This is a genomic window from Bradyrhizobium sp. RDI18 (genome assembly GCF_043203335.1).
Classification (GTDB): Bacteria; Pseudomonadota; Alphaproteobacteria; order Rhizobiales; family Xanthobacteraceae; genus Bradyrhizobium; species Bradyrhizobium retamae.
Genome location: NZ_JBICRN010000008.1, coordinates 295295 through 321008 on the forward strand (window position 1 = coordinate 295295; position 25714 = coordinate 321008).

Here is a 25714-nt window from a genome sequence, read left to right on the forward strand (position 1 = left end):
GTTCAACCGTGGCCGCGCCTCAATAACCGCCGGTCGGCAGGTTGCCGTCCTGCGCCAGATCGCTGAACCGGGTGAACTGGCCCTCGAACTGCACTTCCACCGTTCCGGTGGGGCCGTGGCGCTGCTTGCCGATGATGATTTCGGCCTTGCCGTGCACCAGCGACATATCGAGCTGCCATTTTTCGTATTCGGGGGTGCCGATCCGCGGCTCCTTGTTGGCGAGGTAATACTCCTCGCGGTACACGAAGATCACGACGTCGGCGTCCTGCTCGATCGAACCGGATTCACGCAAGTCGGCCAGTTGCGGGCGCTTGTCGTCGCGGTTTTCCACCTGACGCGAGAGCTGCGACAAGGCGATGATCGGAACGTTGAGTTCCTTGGCGAGCGCCTTGAGGCCCGTGGTGATTTCAGTCACTTCCTGCACGCGATTGTCCGAGCGCTTGCCCGAGCCCTGCAGCAACTGGATGTAATCGATCACGATCAGGTCGAGGCCCCTCTGCCGCTTCAGCCGGCGCGCACGGGCCGTGAGTTGCGAGATCGACAGACCGCCGGTCTCGTCGACATAGAGCGGCAGCGACTGCAGTTCGATCGAATAATCGCGGATCTTTTCGAAGTCGGCCTCGGTAATGCCGCCGCGTCGGATCATGCTGGAGGCGATGCTGGTCTGTTCGGCCAGAATACGGGTGGCGAGCTGTTCGCCGGACATTTCGCAGGAGAAGAAGCCGACGATGCCGCCATTGACGGTCTTCATCGTGCCATCGGCCTGAACCTCGGCGCGGTGCGCCTTGGCGATATTGTAGGCGATGTTGGTGGCAAGCGACGTCTTGCCCATGCCGGGGCGGCCGGCGACGATGATCAAGTCGGACGCCTGCAGCCCACCCATCTTGCTGTCGAGGTCGCGCAAGCCGGTCGCGATGCCCGACAGACTTCCGTCACGCTGGAAGGCTTTGGCCGCCATGTCGACGGCGGTCGTCAGCGCCTGCGAGAAGCGCTGGAAGCCGCCGTCATAGCGGCCGGATTCGGCGAGCTCATAGAGCTGGCGCTCGGCGTCCTCGATCTGCGCGCGCGGGGCAAAATCCACCGGCGCATCGAAGGCGACGTTGACCATGTCCTCGCCGATCCGGATCAGGTCGCGGCGCAGCGACATGTCGTAGACCGTGCGGCCATAGTCCTGCGCGTTGATGATCGTGGTGGCCTCGGCCGCGAGACGCGCGAGGTACTGGCCAACCGTCATGCCGCCGATATCGGTATCGGCCGGCAGGAAGGTCTTCAACGTCACGGGCGTTGCGACCTTGCCCATCCGGATCAGGCTGCCGGCGGTCTCGAAAATGGTTTGGTGGATCGGCTCGAAGAAGTGCTTCGCCTCAAGGAAGTCGGAAACCCGGTAGAACGCGTCATTGTTGACTAGAATGGCGCCCAGCAAACTCTGTTCCGCCTCGATATTGTGCGGCGCGCTCCGGTAGGCCGGAGTTCCCGCGTCCGGGGCGAGCTTGAGGACGTTCGAATCAGTCAGAGCCATAGTTTGTAAATGTTCTTTAGGTTTTTGGTTTTTGTCAGATCGCTTGCGGAAGTGGGGCAGCGATAAAGCGCCACGTGCAGGCGATCCGAAAGTCCGAGTAGGCCTTATGCCCGATTCACACAATGCCATGTGAATCCCGAGTTGGCCCCTTGACGGATTTGGACCAAAAAGCAGCCCGCCGTCCGGCGGTACCGGAGTGGCTTTTGTGAAAAAGCCAGACAAGAACTTAGGGGAATCTGAACCTTGCCGCGACTTGGGCCGACATATCCGAAGGCAGGAGGCGTTTTGCGCCCTGATCTTAAGCGTTGATCAAACCAGGATCAGATAGACGAACGCGAACAGGGCGGCAGCTACGCCGATTGCGATCAAGGCGTAGTCGATCCTGATGTCGGAATCGAACGGGGCTGGGTAGGTCTGCCGGCTCATGGGCAGAGATCTACGACGGACCGCTGAGGGAATCTGTGAAGTAGATCACATCGGATGTGATTTTCTTCGCTCAGGCTGGATTGGTTACGAAATCGGGAACGGGCCGGCGATTTTCGAGTTGCCAGTTGCACCGGCCAAAAGGAACAGGCGATGGGTCAGCAACTCCTGGGATGGCGATCGGCAAGCGCCCAGCGTTTGTGGCTGTCGATGCTGATCGACGCCATGGAAGAGATTTCGCGCCCGGAACGGCGTGACCAACCCTGTGATGCTCAGGTGCTTGCCGCGTTGCGAGCCCAGCTCGCCCGGCCGGCATTGGCCAACACGCCTTACGCTTCGGCCTATAGCCTGAGAAACTGACTCCGCCGCCTTTGCGGCCTATTCGCCGGCCAACTGCAGCCGCGGCTGCTTTCCGATTTCCATCCCGCGCAGCCTTGCTTCTTCCCGGGTGACGTAATCGCGCGTCATCGGCACAATTCCTTGCCGCCTGGTGAGCTGGATCTGGAAATTCATCAGGTTCTGCTTCCGGAATGACATTTCCGATGCCGCCAGATAAAATTCCCACATCCGGGCGAAACGCTCATCATAGAGGCGCACCGCCTCTTCGCGCCGCGCCATGAAGCGCTCCCGCCAGGCCTTCAGCGTTTCAGCATAATGCAGCCGCAGGATTTCGATGTCGCAGACCAGAAGGCCTGCTTTCTCGATCGCGGGGATGACCTCTGACAGAGCGGGGATATAGCCGCCCGGGAAAATGTATTTCGTGATCCATGGGCTCGTCACATCGGGTCCCGTGGAGCGGCCGATCGAGTGCAGCACCATGATGCCGTCGTCGCTGAGAAGTTCGGCGCAGCGCCGGAAGTAAGTTTCATAGAAGTCGATGCCGACATGCTCGAACATGCCGACGGATACGATCCGGTCGAACGGGCCTGAAATATCGCGGTAGTCGTTTAGCAGGAATCTTGCCGACCCCGTCAGGTTCTTCTCAGTGGCTCGGGCATTCGAGGCCTGCAATTGTTCCGACGACAGCGTGATTCCGGTGACATTGGCGTCCGTCATTTCGGCCAGGTAGAGGCCAAGGCCACCCCAGCCCGAGCCGATGTCGAGCACGCGGGCGCCCGGCCTAACGAGAAGCTTGGCAGCAAGGTGACGCTTTTTGGCAAGCTGGGCGTCGTCGAGCGTCATATCCGGCGCTTCGAAATACGCGCAGCTATATTGCCGGTCGGCGTCGAGGAAGAGGGAATAGAGCCGACCGTCCAGATCATAGTGGTGGGCGACATTGTTTTTCGCCCGGCCGCGCCAATTGAACTGTCTCGCGTGCCTGCTGAAGTAGCGCAGCCACCATTGCAGTTTGGCCCAGCGTGGCAGCATTTCGGGCTGGCCGAGCAGGATTTCCAGCGTGTCGGCGATCGAGCCGTCCTCGACCACGAACGAGCCGTCCATATAGGCTTCGCCAAGCGCCAGTTCGGGATTGAGGAGAATCCGGAGTTGTGTCCGCTCACTCAGGAACCGCACCGACACCGGGCGGCCGGTTCCATCCCCGCAGGTAAATCTCGCCCCACTCGCGGATGTGAAATTCATCGTGCCGCGGCGAATGAATTGACCCAGGAAATAACGCAACAAACGATCCATCGAAGCACCAATGGAACGACCAGCCCGTTACACCAATGCACCGCGGAACGGACGGTTCCATGTGCACCGGGAACATCATAAGTATGATGATGCCGCAGCGCTCCTGCGGATGTTCTCAACTGTGGCGATCACGCAGATGCCGCAATAAGCGCGCTTCCATTCGCGTCATAATCGGCTAAAAGGTGACCCGCCGCTCGCCCGCGCGACCGGGCAGCGATTCCACGTTGGAGAAGCAGGGATGTTGAGCCGAGCGCTCAGTTTAGCGACGGTGACGCTCCTGATCGGCTGCCTCACAGCAGACGTGGTATGGGCCGTCGAAAATCTCGACGCCGGCAAGAGCCCTTCCCAGATATTTTCGAGCACCTGCAGCGCCTGCCACAGGAGCCCGCGTGGCCTGTTGAAGAACACGCCGGCTTCATCGTTGCCGGGTTTTCTGCGCCAGCACTATACCACCGGCTCCAACATGGCCTCGGTGCTTTCTTCTTACTTGATATCCAACGGGGCCGCAGATCCCCGGTATCAAGCTAAGGATCAGTCCAAGCAGAAGGACGCCAAGCAGGACGGAAGGTCGGATCAGCCCGACCGATTCGGTCGCCGGCAGCAGTCCGCCACGCCGGCCCAGGAGGCTGCCCGGCCGGGTGCCGACGGAGCGCCGCCGCAAGGCGAGGGCGCGCGCCCGGGCCGCGACGCGAAGCGGCTTGCACGGCCGCACACGGCGCCCGACGCTGCCAAGCCCGCAGATGATGGGCAGACCGCTACCGACAGCAAATCGGGCGTCAGGCAGAAGCAGGGCAGGCGTGGCAAGCCCACGCCCGCTGCCGAAGAACCGCCGAAACCCGACCAGGCCGCCCGCGGCGACGCCGCAAAGGAAGATGCGTCTCGGGATGCCGCTAAATCCGAAACTGCGAAGCCCGGAACAGCCGAGCAGCCTGATTCTGCCAACACCGATGCTCCCAAGACCGATTCTGGCGGGCCGGATCCTGCCAAGCCCGATACCGACCGGACCGACTCCGCCAAAGGTGAGGTCGACAAGCCGGCCACGGAGGTCGCAAGGCCGGCCGGCGAGTCGGAAAAGCCGGCCAGCGAGGGCGGGTCCGAGACCCCCAAGGTCAGTGCTCCCAAGGAGAGCGCCGACAGCGAGCCGACCGCGCCCCGGCCCGCCCCGGTGACGCCTGCGCCGCCGGCTCCCGCCGCGACAACCCCTGAGCCGGCCGCGAGCCCCCAGGCGGCCGCTCCCGCGACGTCACCGCCGGTGACAGCCACTGCGGCGCCCGCAACGCCGCCGGCCGAGCCGGTCGGTGCCCCCGCGCCACCCATCTCGCAATAGGACACAGATTTCAAATGCTTGGCCGGTGACGTGCTTGACCGTTCCTAGAGTGTCACTCTAGAGTAACGATCTAATGGACCGAAAGGCGGCGCAGGTGGCTACGGCACGGGACGATCTGCTGGCGGCGGGGTTGGCGGTGTTCGACCGCGACGGTTTCGAGGGCGCCACGGTGGCCGCCATCAGAACTCGCGCGCGAGCGTCCAACGGCAGTTTCTTCCATTTCTTCGGATCGAAGAAGGAACTGGCCGGCACGCTGTTCCTGGAAATCCTCGCCCGTTATCACGCTGCCATCGTAGCGGCGGTCGATGAATCCTGCGGCGCACGGGAAGGCGTGGCGCGGCTGATCCGCGCGCATCTGGACTGGGTCGTCAATTCCCGGCGCGAGGCGCGCTATCTCTTCGAGATTTCCCGCAGCGAATGGACCGAAGCGATCCGCGGCGCGCAGCGCACGCAGAATTCGCGGCTTGCGGAAGCCGTCGAACGATGGCGCGCGCCGCTGGTTGAGCGCGGCGAATTGCTGCCGATGACTTCGTCGGTTTTCTTCAGCCAGATCATCGGACCGGCGCAGATTTTTTGCCGCGCATGGTTGTCGGGCCGCGACCGCACCGATCCGCGAGAGCAGGCCGAAATCCTGATCGCCTGCGCCATCCGCGCGGTGGTCGCGCCCGATGCGATCCAGAAAACCGGAGAAACCGCATGAATGCGAATGCCGACCCAGACTTCGCTCCGATCGCCACACGCATTCGCGACAATGTCGGCCGCCAGGGCTTCATGACCCATGTCGGGGCCGAATTGTCCGAGCTGACGCGCGGCACGTGTACGCTTGCGGTCGACCGCCGGCCGGAACTGTTGCAGCAACATGGTTTGTTTCACGGCGGCGTCACGGCCTTTCTCGTCGACAACGCCACCACGATCGCGGCCGCGACATCGCGCGGGCAACCGGCGCTGACGGCGGAATACAAATTGAATCTGCTGTCGCCGGCGATCGGTGAGCGATTGATCTGCCGGGCGCGCGTGATCAAGCCCGGACGTCAGGTCGCCGTGGTTGCGGCCGACGTGTTTTGCGTGACCGATGGCGTCGAGAAGCATACCGCAACTGCGCTGGCCTCGATCGCAATGCTCGACGAGAAGACGGCCGCTAGAATCCCAAGCCCGGCCTGATTGGGGCCGGGCTTGAAGGTCGTCAAAGCGTTTGGAGCGAAGCGCCTTACTTCTCGGTCGCAGCCGGCGCCGGCGCGACTTCCTCGTGCTGGGCGTCCGGATCGAAGAACTCGCCGGCGGCGGCGATTGCCTCGGCGGCGGCGTCCTGGTCTTCCTGACGGGTCGAGATGTCCTCGCCGCGGTTGATGCGCTCGGCTTCATCGGCGCTGCGCGCAACAGTGACGCTGACGCTGACTTCGACTTCCGGGTGCACGGCGATGTTGATCTCGTGCTTGCCGATAGTCTTGATCGGCGCGTCGAGCAGGACCTGGCTGCGGTTGATGGTGACGCCGTCGGCCTCGAAGGAGGCGATGATGTCGCGAATGCTGACCGATCCGAACAACTGACCGGATTCCGACGCCTGGCGCAGCACGATCACGTTGCGACCGCTGATCTTCTCCGCGACCTTGGTCGCTTCGCCCTTGGCCTTGAGGTTGTTGGCCTCGAGTTCGGCTTTCATGCCGTCGAACTTGGCGCGATTGGCGGCGGTGGCGCGCAACGCCTTGCCGCGCTTGAGCAGAAAGTTGCGGGCAAATCCGTCCTTGACGCGGACGACTTCGCCCATCTGACCGAGCTTGACGACGCGTTCCAGCAAGATGACTTCCATTTTCGTTCTCCTTATTCGTGTTCGATCTAGGGTTTAGGTGAATGGTTGGATTTTCAGGCTGCGGGCAAAGGCGGCGGCTTTCCGCGCAGATAACGTTGGCGCAATCCGAAAATTGCGTCCGTAAGACCCAGGGCGATCATCAGAGCGACCGTCCATGGCAACAGCACCAGCATCCCGTAGGTGCAACTCAGCACAAACGCGCGGCTCTTCAACGCCAGCGTCAGCGTGTGAACGGCGGCAAGACCGACGAGCGCGTAAGCCATGAAGAGCGCGGCTGTCATGATCTGCGCCGCTATCGAAAACGCTCCACCGGCAAAACAAAAAGCCAACGTCGCGCAGAGTGCTACGAGCGTCATCGGCGGCAACGCTGTACTCTTCAAGTCTGGCCAGGGGCGGCGCAGCCGGCCCGACATCGCTGAAATCTTCGCGGCAAGCCAGAGGTTGAGCGTAAGCGTCGTCACGACGAACATTGCGGACAAGCCGCGAAATATCGTTACAAGCGCGTCAGCCAACCGCTCGATGTCACCAGACGATAACCCTTCACGGTCTGAAAGAACTTTCGTCAGCCCGCTTCGCAGGGCCGCAGCGATGGCATCGGCATCCTTGCCGAAGACCAGCCACGACGCGAAGGAGGACAGGATGGCAAAGCCGGCGATCCAAAGCAGGATCCGCCCGGTCGGATACCACTCGAGATTCTCTGCCGTAGGACTCGTGCTGTTGTCGGTTTCGACAGCAGCCGTTGGCCGTCCCAGCAACGCGAGATGGCCAAGCCACCATGCCGGCAGCGCCACGGCAACCGCAAAGGCAAGGCAGAAGCGCAGACCAAAAATTGCGCCGAAGGCGGAAGCCGCCGCGATGCCGCCGATGGTTGCGCTGAGTGGTCCCCAACTGAGTGCCGTCACCATCAGCGGTAGCGGCGCCAGAAAAGAGAGCAGCAACGAGACCGGCGCGCCCGAGACGACCGAGACGAACATCAGCGCCGACGCGCAGCCGGCCGCAAGACCAATGAGGATAATCACGATCATAAGCTGTCCCGCCCCTTTCGAGCGGTTAGATAGAGGTCAGCAAAAATGCCGCCTTTACCAACTAGTTAGAGATCCGAGGGCTTATCGGTACCGTGGTACCGAGCGCAGTTGGCCCTCAAACGTTCACGGCCCCACCGGGGGCCGTGACTGGCGGCCTTTTAGATCAGGAGCCTCACCCGATCAAGGGTATTTGGCCGAACCTGCCAGCACAGGTTCCCGGCGTTCTGTGCCGTAGGGGCGTGCTGTGACGCCCCGCCTGGCTTAGGCGTAGATGCGCAAAACACCGAAAGCCACGGTGCCAACGAGAAGGGCGGCAGCGATAAGCGTCAGTGCGGCGAGCTGTGTGCGGGTCACGTGGTGGTTTCCGGCGCTATCGTTGGTCGTGTCGTCCGTACCTTCTGCACCAACAGGCCGATGACGAGCAGGCCCAAGCCGATGACATCGGTGATGGCATTGGGGTCGATCAGCAGCATTGCGGCCACAAAGAACAGCCCCCGCTCGAACCACGTAGCAACACGCAGGAAGTAGCCCTCGAGACTGGCTGCGAGCACAATCACGCCAATCGTGCCGGTCAGCATCGCACGAAGGATTTCGGGCCACGGTCCCTCGAACAGCAGTGCCGGGTTGTAGATGAAGAAAAACGGCACGATGAAGCCGGCGGCAGCGAACTTCATCGCCTGCACGCCCGAGGCCCACAGGCCGGCCCCGCCGATTGACGCCGCAGCATACACGGCCAGCGCCACGGGCGGAGTCACGGCCGACAGGCAGGAGAAGTAGAACGCGAACATGTGCGCCGCCATGGGCTCCACACCGAGCTTCATGATCGCGGGCACGAGCAGGGCCGCCTGCATGATGTAGGCGGGGGTGGTCGGCATACCCATGCCGAGAATGACGCCGGCGACCATCGTGATGAGCAGTGCGGGCAGCAGAGAGCCGTAGGTGAAGTCGATGAGAAAGGCCGTGAACCGCAGCGCCAGCCCGGTTTGCAGCACGATTCCGATCACGATACCGGCGGACGCACAGGCCATCGCCACCGGCACGGTTTGCACCGCCCCGTCGCGCAAGCCCTCAAGGCACGCGCGCCAACCCAACGCCGTGGAAGGACGAAGCCACGAGATGGCGACCAGCGCTAAAGTGGCCATGATCGCGCCATAGGTCGGCGTGAAGCCGAATAGAAGCAGCGCCAGAAGCACGATGACCGGCAGGAACAGGTGCCCCTGGCGCAGCATGATGTGACCCAGGACGGGCAGTTCTTCGCGCGGCAAGCCCTTGAGCCCCGAGCGCACGGCGTTGAAGTGGACCGCAGCGAACAGCGCCCCATAGTAGAAGAGCGCGGGTATCGCCGCCGCGATCATCACCTGCGTGTAGCTGACGCCCTGGAATTCGGCCATCACGAACGCCGCCGCGCCCATGATCGGCGGCATGATCTGCCCGCCCGTGGAGGCGACCGCCTCGATGGCGGCGGCCGCCTCCGGCTTGAAGCCGGTCTTCTTCATCATCGGAATGGTCAGCCAGCCGTCGACCATGACGTTGGCGACCGCGGAGCCGGAGATCGTGCCGAACAGGCTGGAGGAGACGACCGAAACCTTGCCGGGACCGCCGCGGGAGCCGCCGGCGATCGCGTTTGCGAAGTTCATGAAGAACTGACCTGCCCCGGATTTCTCGAGGAACGTACCGAAGATGATGAAAAGAATGACGTAGGTCGCGGCCACCGTCATCGGCACCCCGAAAATGCCCTCCGTGGTGAAATAGGTCTGATCGATGGTCAGCTCGAGGCTGAGACCTCTGTGGTAAAGCCAGCCATACAGCCAGGGGCCCGAGAACCCGTAGAGCAGGAAGACGATTGCCACGATCGGCAGCGACGCGCCGATTGTGCGTCGCGTCGCCTCCAGAACAAGCAGGGTGGCGGTAATTCCAACCGCCATGTCCATTCGGGTGAGGGACTCGGCGGTGGGAAAACGGTTCACGATGTAGTCGTAGTTCGCGAACATGTAGCCAATGCACGCGAGCGAAAGACCTGCCAAAGCGAGATCCTCCCACGGCACGCGACCCAGTGTTGCGTTCTTGCTGCGAGGCCACAGCAGGAACGACAGCACCAGGCTGAAGGCCAGCGTTATGTAGAGCAGGGCCTGCTGATCGGGAGCGTATACCGTCAGTCGCGCGTAAACGTGGTACACGGACATTGCGATCGCAACCACTCCGACGACCAGGCCCGCATAGCCGGAGAGTTTGCGCACGGCACGCCCTCTACTGCTTGAGCAATCCAGCTTCGCGGTAGTATTTCTCCGCGCCGGGGTGATACGGCATGCCCAGGCTCTCAGCCATGTCGGACGCCTTCACGCCCTTCATTTCGCTGGTGACGTTACCGAACTCGTCCCGCCCTTCGACGATGGCCTTGGTGATCTTGTAGATCACCTCGGGAGACGTCTTGGACGATGCAATCAGCACGGTCGGCGACTGGAAGGTTTGAACAGAGTCGGTCACGCCCTGGTCCTTGTAGGTGCCGGCCTTGATGGTGTAGCGCACAAAGCCCGAATTGAGCTTGCGCAGTGCGGCGAACTCCTCGTCGCTGACCGGAAGCACGCGCAGCGGCATCGCCGAGCCTAGGTCCAGGACGAAAGATGCCGGCACCACGGTGAACCATCCGGCCGCCATCGCCTGCCGGTTCTTCACCGCCTCTGCATTGGACGACACCGGGCCGTAGCTCTTCGCGCCCAAGTCGTTCAGCGTCATGCCGTTCACCTTGAGCAGGTACTCCCAGCCGGCCGCCAGGCTGGTGTTGCCGCGTGCCGGCAGCGCCACTGGCTGGCCCTTCAGGTCCTTGACGCTCTTGATGTCGCTGTTCGCGGGCACCACCAACTGCCAGACGTTGGGATAGAAATTGGCCACGAACAGGGCCTTGTCGGTGGCCTTGCCGGCAAACTGACCTTCGCCCTTTTGCGCATCGGCCATGACGGTCGTCATCGACCAGCCGATATCGGCCTTGTCACTGCGGATCTTCTCCATGTTGACGAGGGCGGCGCCCGGCTCGACCTGCACGTTCAGCTCGGGATATCGCTTGTTCACGACCTGCGACGCTGCAGCCGCCATTGGTGTCCAACTGCCGCCGGTCGGACCGGCGCTGAAGATGACATCGGTTTTCTGTTGAGCTTGTGCAGCGCCTGCTGCAGCCACGGTCAGTGTGAAAATAGCGGCCAAGCGTACGACTGGCCGCAGACCACGGATGTGGACGGACATCGTTTGCACTCCCTTTGGCGGTTGCGCTCGTTGGCGCCGCTTATTGGGGCTCGTGTCCGCACGTGATCGGCGGCAACTTCGACACCCGTAGCATGCGGGAATTTGGCATCCGCCCTGCTGTCGGGCAGCGTACGTGCCCGCCGCAGCGATTGTCAACGAGGTGTGCTTCCGGCTACCGTACAACGGCTGGCGGAGCGCGGGCATTCGGACCCGGCGCCAACAGCCGGCGTAGGATGCATTGCAAGACGAGGAAAATTTACGAGTCTGACGAGCGGTCGGAGGTCGTTTCGACCAACCATCGGCGGACCGCCTGGAAATGAAGAGCAGCGACCGGCGGCGCGGACGCCGCCGGTCGAAGATATTAGCGAATGACGTAGGGCAGCAGGCCAAGGAAACGCGAGCGCTTGATGGCGCGGGCGAGCTCACGCTGCTTCTTGGCGGAGACGGCGGTGATGCGGCTCGGCACGATCTTGCCGCGCTCGGAGACGTAACGCATCAACAGCTTGGAATCCTTGTAGTCGATCTTCGGCGCATTCGGACCCGTGAACGGGCAGGTCTTGCGGCGACGGAAAAACGGACGGCGTGCACCAGCTTCAGCCATAATTCTTACTCCTCTACCGCTGCTGCTTCGTCTTCACGCGGACGGCGCGGGCCACGGTCGCCGCGGAAGCCACCGCCTTCACGATCGCCACGGAAGCCGCCTTCGCGGTCGCCGCGGAAACCGCCGCCGCGATCGTCGCGCTCGCGGTCACGATCGGCCTTGCGCATCATCGCCGAGGGACCTTCCTCGTGCTCTTCGACGCGGACGGTGAGATAGCGGATGACGTCTTCAGAGATCCGCTCCTGCCGCTCGATCTCGGTGACCGCGGCAGACGGCGCATCGATGTTCATCAGCACGAAATGTGCTTTGCGATTCTTGTTCATGCGATAGGTGAGGGAGCGTACGCCCCAGTTCTCGGTCTTGGTGACCTTGCCGCCGAGCCCTTCGACGATGCCCGTCATCTGGGTGGTCAGCTCTTCGACCTGCTGGGTGCTCGCATCCTGACGCGCGAGAAAAACATGCTCGTAAAGAGGCATGGGTGTCCTTTCCTAGTGTTGGCGCGGTTCCCGGCGGCAAGCCCTTCGAGGCCTTCGGAAAGGACTCGGGGATAAGCTTAGAAGGCGGAAGCACGGGACGACGGGCCGACTGGCCCTGCCACATCAATAACGCCTGCAAAGGTGAGATTGCTGAGACCGTCCGTTCAGCTCCCGGCCGGGATCCACGGATGCGCGGTTTATAAGGATTTTCACCGTGCTGGCAAGGCTTCTTGAGCAGGCCTGAAAGGGTCCTGGCGTCAGCATGGGAAACGGTAGGGCCCAATGGGGATGGTTGACGTATTTGTTTGTATAGCATACAAATAACGGATTGGAGGGCGAGCGATGGCTCCAAAGTCCGTCCAGACGGCGCCAAAAGCGCCCAGCGATCCCAAGCACGCCGCCCGCGCCACGCGTACGGCCGGGCGCCAGATGCGCTCGCGGCTGCTCGATGGCGCTAGCCGGCTGTTCAAGGAGCGGGGCCTCGCCGGAACGTCGATCTCGGACATCGCGGCGGCCGCCGACGCCTTTCCGAGCCAGATCACCTACTACTTCCGCACCAAGGAAGCCCTGTTCGTCGAAGCTGCCTGCCGCGACATGCTGTACGTGGCGCGCGCGGCCGAGGAGGCCGCGTTGCAGGCCCGTACGCCGCGCGACTACACGCGCGCGCTGGTCGAGACCGTCACGGCGACGGATTCGGTCGCCTTCTTTACCGAAGCCCTGACGCTTACCCGCCGCCGCCAGGATCTCGCGCCGCTGGTGGAACGCACCATCGAGCGGCTGCACGGCGAGGGCATGCGCGCCTATGCCGGCCAGATCGAGCGGCACGGCTGGAAAAGCCTGCGCGATCCCGACGCCAGCTCACGGCGATTCTGGGCGCTGGCCATTGGCGTTATGATGGAGGGCTACGCCATCGGCCGTTCGGCCGAGGAATTGTGCAGCGAGATGCTGCGCGTGCTGGGCGATCAGGCCACGGCAACATCCGCGGCCGACAGCGCCAGGCTGCGCCTGGTTGGCGACAACGATGAACCCGACGGGGAGACATCAGCATGACCGCGCTTCGCATGCGCGCCCGCGACTTTCTGACCGAAGATCAACTGGTCGCCGTACGCCAGCGCGTGACATGGAAGGGTGCAGCCCTGATCGCACATGCGTGGGCGCTGATATTGGGATCGATTGCGCTGGTAGCGTGGTGGCCCAATCCGCTGACCTTTCTGCTCGCGGTCGGCATCATCGGCTCGCGCCAGCTCGGGCTTGCGATCCTGATGCATGACGGGGCGCATGGATGCCTGTCGGCCGACGAGAAAATCAACCTGACGCTCAGCCAGTGGTTCTGCGCCTATCCGATCTTCGCCGAAACCCGCGCCTATCGGCGCTACCATTTGCAGCATCATGCGCGCACCCAGCAGGACGACGATCCCGATCTGATTTTGTCGGCGCCGTTCCCGATCACCAAGATGAGCTACCGCCGCAAATTCTTCCGCGATATCACTGGGCAGACCGGCTATCAGCAGCGCAAGGCGCAATTGTTGAATGCGCTTGGCCCAAAGGAATGGCCGCTTGCGCGGCGCGCCGCGCATTTCTGGGAAAAGCTCGGCCCGCAATTTGCAGCCAACGCGGTGTTGTTTGCTGGCCTCGCCGCCGCCGGCATATGGTGGGCCTATCCGCTATTGTGGCTATTGCCGCTGCTCACCTGGCAGATGGTCATCACCCGCATTCGCAACATCGCCGAACACGCCGTCGTTCCCGATTCGAGCGATCCCTTGCGCAACACCCGCACCACGCGCGCGGGTTTTCTCGAACGGTTGTTCATTGCACCGTATTACGTCAACTACCATCTCGAGCATCATCTGTTGTTCTACGTGCCCTGCTACAACCTGCCGCGCGTCCACCGCATCCTTTCTGAAAGCCGATATGCGGACCGGATGGAGGTACAGCCGAGCTATGCCGCCGTGCTGCGGCTTGCGACCGCCAAGCCCGACCACGAGGACCGGCCCGGCAAGCTTGTAAGTAGCGCACGCCGCGCGCGGGCCGGCGCCGAAGTCGGTGGCGACCAGGCGGCGGGCGGCTTCTAGTACGGTGATCGACGGCGGTGTAGCTTCCGTCGGCGACCAAGCGGAGCCAACGAATGATCGATCCGACCACATTGATTGCGTATGTCGCGGTTGTGCTTGGCTTTGTGTTCATTCCAGGCCCCGCGACGCTTCTCACGGTTGCGCGGGCAACGACTTCAGGCACCCCGGTTGGCATCGCCACGGGCGCCGGAATCGCGGCCGGCGACATGATTCACACCTTTATGGCGATCGTCGGTATCTCGGCGATCATTGCCGCTTCGGCCATGCTGTTCAGCATCATCAAGTACCTCGGCGCGGCCTATCTGGTTTACCTCGGCATCCGTGCCGTCCTCGAAAGGACGCCAGCAAATCTTGCGGCCGGCGCACTGCCGATTTCAGCAGGAAAGGCATTCAGGCAAGCGATTTTGGCCGAGGTGCTAAACCCGAAGACGGCGCTTTTCTTCCTCGCGTTTCTCCCCCAGTTCGTACGGCCCGAGAATGGTTCGGTCATGCTCCAGCTCACGATTCTGGGGATCATCTTCGTTGTGTTGGGGTTCGTCAGTACGACGGTTTTTGCAGTAGGCGCCGGAGGTCTCGGGACCTTCCTTCGCCGCAATCCTGCGGTGCTGAAATGGCAGGGGAAGGCAATCGGCGGTCTCTACTGCGCTCTGGGTATCCGGCTGGCGCTACAAGAACGCTGATCCGCTCCGGCCCATTGATGACCCGGCAACGGCCCGGCGATACCGCACCGCGGCTTGACATCCCGGCCCGCGTCAGTGTCTTACGGCCCCCAATCTTACGAGGGAGCACCGGATGACGGCTGCATTTACATTTCCGGGGCAGGGTTCCCAGGCGGTCGGCATGGGCAAGGCCCTGGCGGAAGCCTTTCCGGCCGCGCGGGCGGTGTTCGACGAGGTTGATTCGGCGCTCGGCGAAAAGCTGACCGCGATCATCTGGGATGGCCCGGCCGAAACCCTCCAGCTCACTGAAAATGCCCAGCCGGCCCTGATGGCGGTGTCGATTGCCGCGCTGCGCGTGCTGGAGACCGAGGCGGGCTTTTCCGTCGGACGGGATGCGGCTTTTGTCGCCGGCCATTCGCTCGGCGAATATTCCGCGCTGGCCGCGGCCGGCAGCCTCAGCATCAGCGATACCGCCCGCCTGCTGCGCACCCGTGGTCTTGCAATGCAAAAGGCGGTGCCGGTCGGCGCCGGCGCGATGGCGGCGCTGCTTGGGCTCGACTATGAGGCGGCGATGGCCGTCGCCAACGAAGCCGCGCAAGGGCAGGTCTGTCAGGCCGCCAACGACAATGGCGGCGGGCAGGTGGTGGTGTCCGGCGACAAGGCGGCTGTCGACCGCGCCGTGGAAATCGCCAAAGCCAAAGGCGCCAAGCGTGCAATGCTGCTGCCGGTGTCCGCGCCATTCCATTGCAAGCTGATGCAGCCTGCCGCCGATGCGATGGCAGAGGCGCTTGCAGGTGTAACGATCAGGACGCCGGCTGCGCCGCTGGTGGCGAACGTGCTGGCCGCGCCGATCACCGATCCCGACGAGATTCGCCGCCGCCTGATCGAGCAGGTCACCGGCACGGTGCGCTGGCGCGAGTCGGTGGCCTATATGGCAGCACATGGCGTCACGCGGTTCTTCGAAATTGGTGCCGGCAAGGTGCTGAGCGGGCTGGTCAAGCGGATCGCCGACGGCGCGGTCGGCGTGGCGATCGGGGGACCCAACGATATTGCCGCCGCGAAGGACGCATTGGCGGCGTCGGCCTAAAAAGCTCCCGGAAGGAGACATTGATGTTCGATTTAACTGGCAGGACGGCGCTGGTGACCGGCGCGACCGGCGGCATCGGCGGTGCGATCGCGCAGGCGTTGCATGGTCAAGGCGCGACAGTGGCGATCTCCGGCACGCGCCGCGAGGTGCTGGATTCGTTTGCCAGCAAGCTTGGCGAACGCGTCCATGTGCTGCCGTGCAACCTTTCCGACAGCGCGGAGGTCGAGGCGCTGGTGCCGGCGGCGGAAGCCGCGATGGGGCAGGTCGATATCCTGATCGCCAATGCGGGCATCACGCGCGACAATCTGTTTGTCCAGTTGCGTGACGAGGATTGGGACGACGTCATCAACGTCAACCTGACTGCGACCTTCCGTCTTGCCCGCGCCGCAACAAAACTGATGATGCGCAAGCGCTTCGGCCGGATCATAGCGATCACCTCGATCGTCGGCGTGACCGGTAACCCCGGCCAGGCCAACTACACCGCGTCGAAGGCCGGAATCATCGGCCTGATCAAGACGCTCGGTGCGGAGTACGCCAAACGCAACGTGACCGCCAATTGCATCGCGCCGGGATTCATCAAGACGCCGATGACCGACGCGCTCAACGACAAGCAGCGCGAGACCATCCTGGCGAAGGTTCCTGCGGCGCGGCTGGGGACGCCGGAGGACATCGCGGCGGCAGCGGTCTATCTCGCCTCCAACGAGGCAGCCTACGTCACCGGCCAGACGATTCACGTCAACGGCGGAATGGCCATGATTTGAGCGAGTTATTGCCCCGATCTATGCGGCCAAAGGCCGTTGTCCGGGGCGGGTGAGGCTTGTAGTCAAGGCTTGGGAAGTATGGTAACCGAACCCCCGACGGATGGGCAAACAAGGCCATTGCAGGATTTTGAAACCCTGTATATTGGCGTGGCGACGCCTGCCGTTCGCCGGGGCTTTGTCGGCTACCACCGGGCCGAATCAAGACTATGCGCGATAGCGAAGGAAGTTTAACGACCACGATAGCTCGTAGCGTCTCTATAGCGTCTTGGGGTCGGGTCCAATGGAACAAGCACGAGGTTAAAGATGAGTGAGATTGGCGAGCGGGTTAAGAAGATTGTGGTCGAACACCTCGGTGTTGAACCCGATAAGGTTGTCGACAACGCAAGTTTCATCGACGACCTCGGCGCCGACAGCCTCGACACCGTCGAGCTTGTGATGGCATTTGAAGAAGAGTTCGGCTGTGAAATCCCCGATGACGCCGCCGAGACGATTTTGACCGTCGGCGACGCGACGAAGTTTCTCGAGAAGAACGCTAAGAGCTGACGTCCCGGGCGGGTAGAGACAGAGCCGGACGGGCCGTCATCAAACGGTCCCCCGGTTTCTTGTTTTGGGCCATTAGTTTCGGGCTGGAGTTTTGACATGAGGCGGGTTGTCGTCACGGGGCTGGGCATGGTTACGCCGCTCGGCTGCGGCGTTGACACAACGTGGGCGCGTATCCTCAACGGCCAGAGCGGTGCCAAGAAGATCGACACGTTCGAAGTCGCCGATCTCGCCAGCCAGATCGCCTGCGTTATTCCGCGTGGCGATGGCTCTGATGGTACTTTCAATCCCGACCAGTGGATGGAGCCGAAGGAACAGCGCAAGGTCGACGACTTCATCATCTTTGCGATGGCTGCGGCACGCCAGGCGCTCGACGACGCCAACTGGCATCCGGCGACCGAAGAAGACAAATGCGCCAGCGGCACCCTGATCGGTTCGGGGATCGGCGGCCTGTCCGGCATCGCCGAGACGTCGCTGCTGTTAAAGGAGCGCGGGCCGCGCAGGGTTTCGCCGTTCTTCATTCCGGGGCGGCTGATCAACCTCGCTTCGGGTTATGTATCGATCGAGCACGGCCTCAAGGGCCCCAATCATTCCGTGGTCACGGCCTGTTCGACCGGCGCGCATGCGATCGGCGATGGTGCCCGCCTCATTGCGCTCGGCGATGCCGACGTGATGGTCGCGGGCGGCACGGAATCGCCGATCTGCCGGCTGGGGATGGCCGGGTTCTGCGCGGCGCGCGCGCTCTCGACCAGCTTCAACGACGCGCCGCAAAAGGCCTCGCGGCCCTACGATAAGGACCGCGACGGATTCGTGATGGGCGAGGGCGCCGGCGTCGTGGTGCTCGAGGAATATGAGCACGCGAAAAAGCGCGGTGCGCAAATCTATTGCGAAGTGATCGGCTATGGCCTGTCGGGCGACGCCTATCACATCACCTCGCCGTCACCGGATGGAGATGGCGGCTTCCGCAGCATGAGCGCGGCGATCAAGCGCGCCGGCATCGCGGTATCGGATATCGACTACATCAACGCCCACGGAACTTCGACGCAGATCGGCGACGAGATCGAACTCGGCGCGGTGGAGCGGCTGCTCGGCAACGCCGCCTCCAAGGTGTCGATGTCATCGACCAAGTCGTCGACCGGGCATCTGCTCGGCGCGGCCGGTGCGATCGAGGCCATTTTCAGTATCCTTGCGATTCGCGATAACATTGCTCCACCCACCATCAATTTAGAGAATCCGTCGGTGCAAACGGCGATCGATCTGGTGCCGCAGACCGCGCGCAAGCGCGAGATTAACGTCGCGCTGTCGAATTCCTTCGGTTTCGGGGGGACCAACGCCTCCGTGATCATTCGGCGCGTGGCCGACTAGCAAGTGTTTAGAGCGACTCCACCGTTTTGCCGTATTCGGCGATGACTTCTACATACGGGCGTATGCTATCGGCTGGGCAAGGGATTGCCGAGTCGCGATTGAACCGACAGGATTCAGGTTGCATCGATGAGTGAGAGGCCGCCCATTTCACCACGAAGCCCGCGCGCTGCGTTGGAGCCCGAGAAGGTGCCGCCGCCGCCGAAGCGGTCGGATCGCGCCCGCAATCCATTCGTGGTGGTCGGCAATGCCATCTTCACCATCCTGATCATTCTGATGATCGGGGTGGGGGCGGTGTACTATTACGGCAGACAAATCCTGGAAACGCCCGGCCCGCTGAAGGAAGACAAGATCGTCAACATTCCCTCGCGTGCCGGAAAGCGCGACATCGCCGACGCGCTGCTGCGCGAAGGCGTGATCAACGTCAATCCCTGGGTATTCATCGGCGGCGTGTTTGCGCTGAAGGCAAGCTCCGACCTCAAGCCCGGCGAATATTCCTTCCAGAAGAACGCCAGCCTGCGCGACGTCATCGCCACCATCGTCGAAGGCAAGGTGGTGCAGCATGCCGTCACGATTCCGGAAGGTCTGACTTCCGAACAGATCGTGACGCGACTCCTCGACAACGACATCTTCGCCGGCTCGGTTCGGGAAATACCCCGCGAAGGCACGTTGCTGCCCGAAACCTACAAGTTTCCGCGCGGCACCACGCGCGAGCAGGTGATCCAGCGCATGCAGCAGACCCAGAAGCGGGTGCTCACGGAAATCTGGGAGCGCCGCAACCCGGACGTTCCGGTCAGGTCGCTGGATCAGCTCATCACGCTGGCCTCGATCATCGAGAAGGAAACCGGCCGGGCCGACGAGCGCAGCCGCGTGGCGGCGGTATTCGCCAATCGCCTGCGGCAAAGGATCAAGCTGCAGTCGGATCCGACGATCATCTATGGCCTGGTCGGCGGCAAGGGAACGCTGGGCCGGCCGATCAAGCGCTCCGAGATTACGCAGCCGTCGCCCTACAACACCTATGTGATTGACGGTTTGCCACCCGGGCCGATCGCCAATCCGGGCCGCGCCTCGCTCGAAGCCGCCGCCAACCCGGCACGCACGCGCGACCTGTTCTTCGTGGCTGACGGAACGGGTGGGCACGCCTTTACCGAGACCTACGACCAGCACCAGAAGAACGTTGCCAAGCTGCGGTCGCTGGAAAAGCAGATTCAGAACGACACTGTCGAACCATCGGAGGATGCGCCGCCGCCGACGGCGGCCGGAGCACCGGCCGATACCAATCCAACCGCGACGACGCCGCGGCCGGCAGCGCCGGCTAAAAAGCCGCCCGCTCGTCCTCCGGCACCTGCAACCGCGCCGGCCCGCCAGGGCGCCGCGCAATCGACCACGACGCCGCCGGTGGTTCAGCGCTGACGCCCGCCGGTCGCGAAGACGTTCCAGGCCGCAGCCGGAACGCAATTCCACTTTGGCGGAAATCGGCTTATGGTCTCGCCATCCATTTCGAGTCTCGAAATCCCTGTCTTTTGGAAAGTGTTACGCGATGGCGCTATCGAGCATGACCGGTTTTGCCCGGAGCCACGGCGCCAGCGGCCCCTACACGTTCGAATGGGAACTGAAGTCCGTCAACGCCAAGGGCTTTGACCTTCGCCTGCGCCTGCCGCCCGGTTGGGACGAACTCGAGGTCTTTGCCAAGAAACGCGCCGGCGAGGTGCTCTCGCGGGGTACGGTGTACGCCAACCTCAACGTCAAGCGCGCCAACGCGGTTTCGACCGTGCGCATCAATGAAGACGTGCTCGCCTCGATCGTGAAGGTCGCAGGCGTGCTCGCCAGCAAGATCGACGCGGTGGCGCCCAGCATCGACGGACTGCTCGGCATCAAGGGCGTCATCGAGGTGGTCGAACCCGAAAGCGATGAGGCGGAGGACAAGGCAGCAAAGGATGCGGCGGCGGCCGCCTTCGAGCAGGCGCTCGGCCATCTCGTCGAGATGCGCCGCCGCGAGGGCATGACGCTCGGGCAAATCCTGATCCAGCGCATGGATGAAATCGAGAGGCTGGCGAAAAAGGCCGAGGCCGCGCCCGGCCGCAAGCCGGAGGCGATCCGGGCGCGGCTGGCCGAGCAGGTGGCGGCGCTGCTGGAGACTTCCGAACGCTTCGATCCTGACCGGCTCAATCAGGAAGCCATTCTGATTGCGACCAAGGCCGACATTCGCGAAGAGCTCGACCGCATTGCCTCGCACGTCGCGCAGGCGCGCGAGATGATTGGCAAAGGCGGCCCGGTCGGGCGGCGGCTAGATTTCCTCGCCCAGGAATTCAATCGCGAGGTCAACACATGCTGCTCCAAATCGAACGATCTGGAATTGACCCAGACCGGGCTCGAGATGAAAAACGTCGTCGAGCAATTCCGCGAGCAGGTCCAGAATCTGGAGTGACCGATGACGGCTGGTGGTTTCGACGGAGTTGAACGGCGCGGGCTGATGTTCGTGCTCTCCTCGCCCTCGGGCGCGGGCAAGACCACGCTGTCGCGCCTCCTGATCGAGCGGATGCCGGGTTTGAAGATGTCGGTATCCGCCACCACGCGGCCGATGCGGCCGGGCGAAGTCGATGGCCGCGACTATTTCTTCGTCGACAAGCCCAGGTTCGAAGCGATGGTCGCGCAGGGCGAATTGCTGGAGTGGGCGACCGTGTTCGACAACCGCTATGGCACGCCGCGTGCGCCGGTCGAGACCGCCTTGTCGGCCGGGCAGGACGTGCTGTTCGACATCGACTGGCAGGGTACGCAGCAATTGCGGGAAAAGGCCCGCGCCGACGTCGTCAGCGTATTCATCCTGCCGCCCTCGGCAGCCGACCTCGAGAAACGGCTGCACACGCGGGCGCAGGATTCCGACGAGGTGATTCGCGGTCGCATGAGCCGCGCCACCCATGAACTCAGTCACTGGGCGGAATACGACTATATCGTCGTCAACCAGAACGTCGATGACGCATTCGCCGAAGTGCAGTCGATCCTCAAGGCCGAGCGGCTCAAGCGCGAGCGCCGCACCGGCCTGACCGAGTTCGTTCGCAAGCTGCAGCGCCAGTTGGAAAAATAACTGCCGCGTAGGCTTCGGTTACGTCTGCGCGCTGCGGGCGAGCCGGGCCAGCATTTCCGTAACCTGCTGATCGCGCTCTCGCTCCTGAGGGACGCGTGCGCGTTCCTGCGGTGCCCGCACCACTCGTTCCTGGGGTGCCCGCACTCGCTCCTGGGGTGCGCGCACTCGTTCTTGCGGTACGCGTACTCGTTCCTGGGGCACACGGGCGCGCTCCTGCGGCGCGCGGGGCCGCTCCTTGGGTACGCGGGTATGCTGCACAGCGCCGGTGCGCCGCAGCCGGGCGTCTTCATCGTGGAACACCGGCGGCGCGGGACGTTTGGTGCGGGCGGCATCCCACATCGCACGCCGCTTGCGGCGCATAGCGCGGCGCGCCCGCATGCGCCCGATCCTGACAATCGCGCTGACCGTGAGGCCGGCGAGCGCCAGCGCTGCCGCCATCACCAAAAGCAGCTTCTGCAGTGAGGCGGTCGGCTTTGCCGGTTCTGCCGCGACAGGTGCAGCTTGTTCTGCTGCGGGCTGCTGCACTTCGTCAGCCTGCGGCGGCTGGTTTGCGGGCGTGGCGGCGGCAGCGACTTGGAGACTGGTCGGATTGGTCGAAGCGCTCGCGGCGGGCGCGTCGTTCCACCGCATCGTCGCCAGCGGCGCCGGTGCCAGCACGTTCGGCATGCTTGCGCGTGGGCCGTTCTGATCGGTGGAGGCGGGCACGGCGCCAGCTGTTTGCGGCTCGGCCTTGGCGGGCGGATTTTGCTCGGCGCGGGCTTGCTGGGCAATCCATTCGGCGCGCGCGTCGCCGAACGACTTGCGCGTCTCCGTTTGCGGCGGCACTTCGGCCGAAGACGCCGCCGGCGCCGACTGCGGCGGCGCGGCACGCGCGAACTTGTCGTCGGCCTTCTCGTTCTCCTCGCGCAGATACCAGCATTGACGTTTCGTCGTGCGGTCGATGCGATAGTACCAATGGCTGCCCGAGGGGGTGGCCCCCTTCGGCGCGGACAGGCAGTTGTCTGCTGCGGCCTGTTTCGCTCGTGTGCCGGCTTCCGCAGCTTGCTCGGCCGACTGCGCCCGGAGATCCGTCACGGTGGCCAGATTTGTACCTGCCACAATGCCGGCAAGGAGAGCCGGGACGAATTTCACGGAACGGTACGACATCTGCATCCCCGGCAACGCTACGCTACTCGACGCTTGATGCCCCCAATCTGGTCAGAGACTTGGGTCGCAATGAGCCGCAATTTCGGAGCGGATGCGGTATAATTGCGGCTCGCGCGCCGCCTCATATGTGGCGGGCTAAGGCCATGAAAAAGCGGTGGAAAACAGCGGCCTTTCTGTGGGTTGAAAGCGCTACTGTTTAGAAGCGGTCCAGCGTCCGGAACATCCGTCGGATCGCACGAAGGAGCCGGTGCGGGGGCAGCCTTATGCCGGTGCTCGGATACGCATGGTTGTTTTCGACAGATGCGGCCGGCACCGGATATAACATTGCGATCTCGCGGCGCGGGGCGCGCCCGAAGTTATGCATCGACGAAGCCCTCAGGAAATAGAGGGCGCAGGGAAAGCCGGGTGCCCATCACACCCGCAGTCGTGCGCAAGAATGCACACGGTGGACCACAGGTGCGCCGGAACACCCGGCTTTCCCTGCGCAGTGGTTGTAACGGCTTTGCCTGTCAGGCAAATTGGTAGCATTAGCTCGGCGTTGAGACGTGCCGATGAAGGCCATAGCCGCATTGACCTCCTTATCTGGGTTTGACTCCGAGCAGGATTGGCACCGTGTCGCGAAGCTTGAGCGACTTCACCATATCCTGGGTGCTGTCCTTGTATTTCTTGAAATGATGAGTTTCGAGATGCGCTCTGTATGCCTCCACACCCGCGTACATCTCGAAGACCAGGACGCGGGCTGGGTTCTCCTTGTCGGTCACGGCATATAGAGCCAATACTCCCGGCTCGAGCCGGACGGCTGCTTCGATCTGCTCTTTCACTGCGGCCTTGTAAGCCTCCAGTTGAGCCGGATCGATCTCGATCTCGGCCACTCGCACGTAAGGTTCTTTGCTGTCCTGAGCGAAAGCTGGCGCAGATGCCATGGCCAGCATCGCGGCACCGAGCGCGAGAAGTTGCCTGATTTCCATATCACTCTCCTTCAACCGAGTACGCCGGGCGCGGAACGATCTTTACTGTCGCCGATCATGGCATTGAGACATGGGCTAAGTCGCGATCGCTATCGGTTTCGCCGCATGAGCCCTTGCACGATGTAGATGTTGGAATGGCCAGCTTTCTGCCGGATCGGCCGAAGCTGCGCATAGGCTGCGGAATTGTACCAAGCCTGCGCCTTCTCCATGCTGTCGAACTCGATGACGACAAGTCGTCCCCTGGGTGATTGGCCCTCAAGCGGCACAGGATCTCCGCCGCGGACGATGAAACGGCCGCCGAACGGCTTGAAGGTTGACTCGACGTCGGCGCTATAAGGCTTGATCGCCTCGCCGTCGCTCAACTCGAAATCCGCGACGTATTAGGCTGGGGCAGGGATCGACCCGTCCTGAGCCCTGGCGGCCCATGGACCAACGATGCAAACCATCGTGGTTACGATCAATAGCCACGTCCTGCTCATAGGCGATCTCCTCAGCAATATCAGACCTCTCGGCCAGCCTGCGACCATACGCGCCGGCGACTATTTGGCAGACAGCATGCGACTTCATGTGGACTTCGGTTTCACTTGCGAAACTGCTCGTCGCTGACCCTCTCCATCCAGTTGACGTTCCTGCCGTCGAGCGACTCCTGGATGGCAATATGCGTCATGGCCGTCGTCGGCGTCGCACCGTGCCAATGCTTCAGGGCCGGCGGAAACCACACAACATCGCCCGGCCGCACCTCCTCGATCGGTCCGCCTTCTCGTTGGACCCATCCCAGCCCCGAGGTGATGATCAATGTTTGGCCGAGAGGATGCGTGTGCCAGTTGGTGCGAGCGCCGGGCTCAAAGGTCACGTGACCAGCCCCGACCCGCGCCGGATCGGGTGCCTGAAACAACGGGTCCACGCGGACAGATCCCGTGAACCAATCCGGCGAACCCTTGGCAGAAGGACGCGAGCCGTTTCGCTTGATGTCGATGTCCATGTCTCTGCTCTTTGCTTCGGTCGGCAAATTTTGGGCGGCATGTTTGCCGAGCGTCGTCAGCGAGGTGGCGCCGGCTGCCGTGATCGCGATTGCTGCCCGCCGCGAGTGGGTCCGGATCATCTGCTACCTTGACCTCTTCTCGATCACGTCCTTGACGACCGGCGCGGCGGAGAACGCGTTTGGCCAGCCGGTATAGAAGGCGAGATGGCCGAGCAGCTCTCCGGCTTCTTCCCGCTTCAATCCGTTATCCATCGCGCGATTCAGGTGGTACGTGATTTGAGCAACTTGTCCGGTTGCGACGAGAGCGCTGACCGTGACCAGACTGCGGTCCCGCGGAGCCAGGCCCGGCCTCAGCCAGAGATCGCGGAACAGCACGTCGGTCGTGTATTGGACGAGGCTTGGAGTGATCTGGCCGAATTGCTGTTCGACGCGCGACGCGCGCTGCGACTCCGCCGCCTCGTCCAGAGGAAGGTTTGGTCCTGATGCCTGCGGGATTTGGTCCGCCCCGATGTTGCGGCTCCTGAAGACCTCGCTGGCGGCCGGAATCGCATTCATTGCGTTCGCCCAGCCGGTATAGAACGCTAGGTGCGTGATGATCTCCGATATCTCCGCCGGCTTTACGCCGTTGTCGATCGCAAGATTGAGATAGTACGGCAGCTCGATCGTCTGGTCGCGGGCAATGAGAGCGGCGAGGGTGACGATACTACGATCCCGGGGAGAAAGACCGGGCCGCTTCCAGAGATCGCCAAGCACGACACCTTGCGCGTACCTTTCGAGGGCCGGCGCGACCGCCCGAATGTCCTGGGATGTGAGCATCGGCTTTGCTCCTTCCGGGGTTGTCGGTGCCTGCGCCATCCCTTGAGCTAACAGGCAGAATGAGAAGGCGGCGGCGGCAAGCACTCTCATGGCGACTCTCCTCGTTGGTGGCCGCGCCCAGAGACTCGGGCGATACGAACGCGTTCACAGCGCCTGGCGCGTAGGCGGATTGAGGATTTCAGTGAAGTCCAG

Annotated in this window: 26 protein-coding genes and 1 pseudogene; 14 read left to right on the forward strand and 13 right to left on the reverse strand. The window is 63.0% G+C overall.

What is annotated here, in order from left to right:
* Positions 1-19: 19 nt before the first annotated feature.
* Positions 20-1519 (reverse strand): replicative DNA helicase, encoded by a 1500-nt coding sequence (locus ACFXS9_RS10100; protein WP_392688173.1) that lies wholly within the window; start codon positions 1517-1519, stop codon positions 20-22.
* 576 nt (positions 1520-2095) lie between these two features.
* Here ACFXS9_RS10100 and ACFXS9_RS10105 point away from each other — a divergent pair.
* The gene (locus ACFXS9_RS10105; protein ID WP_392688175.1) at positions 2096-2302 is read left to right on the forward strand and encodes a transcriptional regulator; all 207 of its coding nucleotides are present in this window, start codon (positions 2096-2098) and stop codon (positions 2300-2302) included.
* An 18-nt stretch (positions 2303-2320) separates the two neighbouring features.
* On the opposite strand, the gene ACFXS9_RS10110 is transcribed toward ACFXS9_RS10105, so the two are convergent.
* The gene (locus ACFXS9_RS10110; protein WP_392688178.1) at positions 2321-3571 is read right to left on the reverse strand and encodes a class I SAM-dependent methyltransferase; all 1251 of its coding nucleotides are present in this window, start codon (positions 3569-3571) and stop codon (positions 2321-2323) included.
* A gap of 238 nt (positions 3572-3809) precedes the next feature.
* On the opposite strand from ACFXS9_RS10110, the gene ACFXS9_RS10115 reads away from it, so the two are divergent.
* The 3 genes from ACFXS9_RS10115 (at position 3810) to ACFXS9_RS10125 (ending at position 6059) form a co-directional block, all read left to right on the forward strand.
* The gene (locus ACFXS9_RS10115; RefSeq protein WP_392688180.1) at positions 3810-4898 is read left to right on the forward strand and encodes a hypothetical protein; all 1089 of its coding nucleotides are present in this window, start codon (positions 3810-3812) and stop codon (positions 4896-4898) included.
* A 94-nt stretch (positions 4899-4992) separates the two neighbouring features.
* Complete coding sequence (locus tag ACFXS9_RS10120) at positions 4993-5598, forward strand: TetR/AcrR family transcriptional regulator (protein ID WP_392688183.1); 606 nt, start codon at positions 4993-4995, stop codon at positions 5596-5598.
* Complete coding sequence (locus ACFXS9_RS10125) at positions 5595-6059, forward strand: PaaI family thioesterase (protein WP_392688185.1); 465 nt, start codon at positions 5595-5597, stop codon at positions 6057-6059. The genes ACFXS9_RS10120 and ACFXS9_RS10125 overlap by 4 nt, the downstream gene beginning before the upstream one ends.
* Positions 6060-6105: 46 nt before the next feature.
* On the opposite strand, the gene rplI is transcribed toward ACFXS9_RS10125, so the two are convergent.
* The 6 genes from rplI to rpsF all read right to left on the reverse strand — a co-directional run bounded on the left by rplI (position 6106) and on the right by rpsF (position 12044).
* Positions 6106-6705 carry a 50S ribosomal protein L9 gene (rplI, locus tag ACFXS9_RS10130; RefSeq protein ID WP_392688188.1) on the reverse strand — a complete coding sequence of 200 codons (600 nt, stop codon included), beginning with the start codon at positions 6703-6705 and terminating at the stop codon, positions 6106-6108.
* 53 nt (positions 6706-6758) lie between these two features.
* Positions 6759-7730 carry a hypothetical protein gene (locus ACFXS9_RS10135; RefSeq protein WP_392688191.1) on the reverse strand — a complete coding sequence of 324 codons (972 nt, stop codon included), beginning with the start codon at positions 7728-7730 and terminating at the stop codon, positions 6759-6761.
* A gap of 350 nt (positions 7731-8080) precedes the next feature.
* Complete coding sequence (locus ACFXS9_RS10140; protein ID WP_392688194.1) at positions 8081-9967, reverse strand: TRAP transporter permease; 1887 nt, start codon at positions 9965-9967, stop codon at positions 8081-8083.
* Positions 9968-9977: 10 nt separating this feature from the next.
* The gene (locus tag ACFXS9_RS10145; RefSeq protein ID WP_392688197.1) at positions 9978-10967 is read right to left on the reverse strand and encodes a TAXI family TRAP transporter solute-binding subunit; all 990 of its coding nucleotides are present in this window, start codon (positions 10965-10967) and stop codon (positions 9978-9980) included.
* 361 nt (positions 10968-11328) lie between these two features.
* On the reverse strand, positions 11329-11568 hold the full coding sequence (gene rpsR, locus ACFXS9_RS10150) for a 30S ribosomal protein S18 (protein ID WP_002711478.1): 240 nt from the start codon (positions 11566-11568) through the stop codon (positions 11329-11331).
* A gap of 5 nt (positions 11569-11573) precedes the next feature.
* Positions 11574-12044: a 30S ribosomal protein S6 gene (gene rpsF / locus ACFXS9_RS10155; protein WP_028346501.1), complete on the reverse strand. Its 471-nt coding sequence runs from the start codon at positions 12042-12044 to the stop codon at positions 11574-11576.
* A gap of 342 nt (positions 12045-12386) precedes the next feature.
* Here rpsF and ACFXS9_RS10160 point away from each other — a divergent pair, with 342 nt between their 5' ends.
* From ACFXS9_RS10160 to gmk, 10 genes are all read left to right on the forward strand, one after another.
* Complete coding sequence (locus ACFXS9_RS10160) at positions 12387-13094, forward strand: TetR/AcrR family transcriptional regulator C-terminal domain-containing protein (RefSeq protein ID WP_392688205.1); 708 nt, start codon at positions 12387-12389, stop codon at positions 13092-13094.
* A complete protein-coding gene (locus ACFXS9_RS10165; protein ID WP_392688208.1) occupies positions 13091-14116 on the forward strand; it encodes a fatty acid desaturase family protein in 1026 nt (341 codons plus the stop codon). The genes ACFXS9_RS10160 and ACFXS9_RS10165 overlap by 4 nt, the downstream gene beginning before the upstream one ends.
* A gap of 53 nt (positions 14117-14169) precedes the next feature.
* A complete protein-coding gene (locus ACFXS9_RS10170) occupies positions 14170-14796 on the forward strand; it encodes a LysE family translocator (RefSeq protein ID WP_392688210.1) in 627 nt (208 codons plus the stop codon).
* Between the two features lie 112 nt (positions 14797-14908).
* On the forward strand, positions 14909-15862 hold the full coding sequence (gene fabD / locus ACFXS9_RS10175) for an ACP S-malonyltransferase (RefSeq protein ID WP_392688213.1): 954 nt from the start codon (positions 14909-14911) through the stop codon (positions 15860-15862).
* 23 nt (positions 15863-15885) lie between these two features.
* Entirely contained in the window at positions 15886-16623 is a 738-nt protein-coding gene (gene fabG / locus ACFXS9_RS10180; protein WP_392688216.1) for a 3-oxoacyl-[acyl-carrier-protein] reductase, read from the forward strand.
* Between the two features lie 303 nt (positions 16624-16926).
* Positions 16927-17166: an acyl carrier protein gene (locus tag ACFXS9_RS10185; protein ID WP_008969609.1), complete on the forward strand. Its 240-nt coding sequence runs from the start codon at positions 16927-16929 to the stop codon at positions 17164-17166.
* Positions 17167-17262: 96 nt separating this feature from the next.
* Positions 17263-18528: a beta-ketoacyl-ACP synthase II gene (fabF, locus tag ACFXS9_RS10190; protein ID WP_392688218.1), complete on the forward strand. Its 1266-nt coding sequence runs from the start codon at positions 17263-17265 to the stop codon at positions 18526-18528.
* Positions 18529-18654: 126 nt separating this feature from the next.
* On the forward strand, positions 18655-19938 hold the full coding sequence (gene mltG / locus ACFXS9_RS10195; RefSeq protein ID WP_392688221.1) for an endolytic transglycosylase MltG: 1284 nt from the start codon (positions 18655-18657) through the stop codon (positions 19936-19938).
* A gap of 127 nt (positions 19939-20065) precedes the next feature.
* On the forward strand, positions 20066-20953 hold the full coding sequence (locus ACFXS9_RS10200; protein ID WP_392688224.1) for a YicC/YloC family endoribonuclease: 888 nt from the start codon (positions 20066-20068) through the stop codon (positions 20951-20953).
* A gap of 3 nt (positions 20954-20956) precedes the next feature.
* Positions 20957-21610, forward strand: a complete 654-nt coding sequence (gene gmk / locus ACFXS9_RS10205) for a guanylate kinase (RefSeq protein WP_392688227.1) — start codon at positions 20957-20959, stop codon at positions 21608-21610.
* 18 nt (positions 21611-21628) lie between these two features.
* Here the strand turns inward: gmk and ACFXS9_RS10210 are convergent, their stop codons facing one another.
* The 5 genes and pseudogenes from ACFXS9_RS10210 to ACFXS9_RS10230 form a co-directional block, all read right to left on the reverse strand.
* On the reverse strand, positions 21629-22762 hold the full coding sequence (locus tag ACFXS9_RS10210) for a hypothetical protein (RefSeq protein WP_392688230.1): 1134 nt from the start codon (positions 22760-22762) through the stop codon (positions 21629-21631).
* A 572-nt stretch (positions 22763-23334) separates the two neighbouring features.
* A complete protein-coding gene (locus tag ACFXS9_RS10215; RefSeq protein ID WP_392688233.1) occupies positions 23335-23724 on the reverse strand; it encodes a putative quinol monooxygenase in 390 nt (129 codons plus the stop codon).
* Between the two features lie 89 nt (positions 23725-23813).
* Positions 23814-24089, reverse strand: a pseudogene (locus ACFXS9_RS10220) (DUF1330 domain-containing protein); the annotation flags it as partial.
* A 215-nt stretch (positions 24090-24304) separates the two neighbouring features.
* The gene (locus tag ACFXS9_RS10225; RefSeq protein WP_392699711.1) at positions 24305-24700 is read right to left on the reverse strand and encodes a cupin domain-containing protein; all 396 of its coding nucleotides are present in this window, start codon (positions 24698-24700) and stop codon (positions 24305-24307) included.
* Between the two features lie 129 nt (positions 24701-24829).
* Complete coding sequence (locus ACFXS9_RS10230) at positions 24830-25612, reverse strand: carboxymuconolactone decarboxylase family protein (RefSeq protein ID WP_392688236.1); 783 nt, start codon at positions 25610-25612, stop codon at positions 24830-24832.
* Between the last annotated feature and the right edge of the window lie 102 nt (positions 25613-25714).

Bases quoted from the DNA above. Each gene is read 5' to 3' on its own strand.
- ACFXS9_RS10100 (WP_392688173.1), bottom strand. From the start codon at position 1,519: ATGGCTCTGACTGATTCGAACGTCCTCAAGCTCGCCCCGGACGCGGGA.
- ACFXS9_RS10105 (WP_392688175.1), top strand. From the start codon at position 2,096: ATGGGTCAGCAACTCCTGGGATGGCGATCGGCAAGCGCCCAGCGTTTG.
- ACFXS9_RS10110 (WP_392688178.1), bottom strand. From the start codon at position 3,571: ATGGATCGTTTGTTGCGTTATTTCCTGGGTCAATTCATTCGCCGCGGC.
- ACFXS9_RS10115 (WP_392688180.1), top strand. From the start codon at position 3,810: ATGTTGAGCCGAGCGCTCAGTTTAGCGACGGTGACGCTCCTGATCGGC.
- ACFXS9_RS10125 (WP_392688185.1), top strand. From the start codon at position 5,595: ATGAATGCGAATGCCGACCCAGACTTCGCTCCGATCGCCACACGCATT.
- rplI (WP_392688188.1), bottom strand. From the start codon at position 6,705: ATGGAAGTCATCTTGCTGGAACGCGTCGTCAAGCTCGGTCAGATGGGC.
- ACFXS9_RS10135 (WP_392688191.1), bottom strand. From the start codon at position 7,730: ATGATCGTGATTATCCTCATTGGTCTTGCGGCCGGCTGCGCGTCGGCG.
- ACFXS9_RS10145 (WP_392688197.1), bottom strand. From the start codon at position 10,967: ATGTCCGTCCACATCCGTGGTCTGCGGCCAGTCGTACGCTTGGCCGCT.
- rpsR (WP_002711478.1), bottom strand. From the start codon at position 11,568: ATGGCTGAAGCTGGTGCACGCCGTCCGTTTTTCCGTCGCCGCAAGACC.
- rpsF (WP_028346501.1), bottom strand. From the start codon at position 12,044: ATGCCTCTTTACGAGCATGTTTTTCTCGCGCGTCAGGATGCGAGCACC.
- ACFXS9_RS10160 (WP_392688205.1), top strand. From the start codon at position 12,387: ATGGCTCCAAAGTCCGTCCAGACGGCGCCAAAAGCGCCCAGCGATCCC.
- ACFXS9_RS10165 (WP_392688208.1), top strand. From the start codon at position 13,091: ATGACCGCGCTTCGCATGCGCGCCCGCGACTTTCTGACCGAAGATCAA.
- ACFXS9_RS10170 (WP_392688210.1), top strand. From the start codon at position 14,170: ATGATCGATCCGACCACATTGATTGCGTATGTCGCGGTTGTGCTTGGC.
- fabD (WP_392688213.1), top strand. From the start codon at position 14,909: ATGACGGCTGCATTTACATTTCCGGGGCAGGGTTCCCAGGCGGTCGGC.
- fabG (WP_392688216.1), top strand. From the start codon at position 15,886: ATGTTCGATTTAACTGGCAGGACGGCGCTGGTGACCGGCGCGACCGGC.
- ACFXS9_RS10185 (WP_008969609.1), top strand. From the start codon at position 16,927: ATGAGTGAGATTGGCGAGCGGGTTAAGAAGATTGTGGTCGAACACCTC.
- fabF (WP_392688218.1), top strand. From the start codon at position 17,263: ATGAGGCGGGTTGTCGTCACGGGGCTGGGCATGGTTACGCCGCTCGGC.
- mltG (WP_392688221.1), top strand. From the start codon at position 18,655: ATGAGTGAGAGGCCGCCCATTTCACCACGAAGCCCGCGCGCTGCGTTG.
- ACFXS9_RS10200 (WP_392688224.1), top strand. From the start codon at position 20,066: ATGGCGCTATCGAGCATGACCGGTTTTGCCCGGAGCCACGGCGCCAGC.
- gmk (WP_392688227.1), top strand. From the start codon at position 20,957: ATGACGGCTGGTGGTTTCGACGGAGTTGAACGGCGCGGGCTGATGTTC.
- ACFXS9_RS10210 (WP_392688230.1), bottom strand. From the start codon at position 22,762: ATGCAGATGTCGTACCGTTCCGTGAAATTCGTCCCGGCTCTCCTTGCC.
- ACFXS9_RS10215 (WP_392688233.1), bottom strand. From the start codon at position 23,724: ATGGAAATCAGGCAACTTCTCGCGCTCGGTGCCGCGATGCTGGCCATG.
- ACFXS9_RS10230 (WP_392688236.1), bottom strand. From the start codon at position 25,612: ATGAGAGTGCTTGCCGCCGCCGCCTTCTCATTCTGCCTGTTAGCTCAA.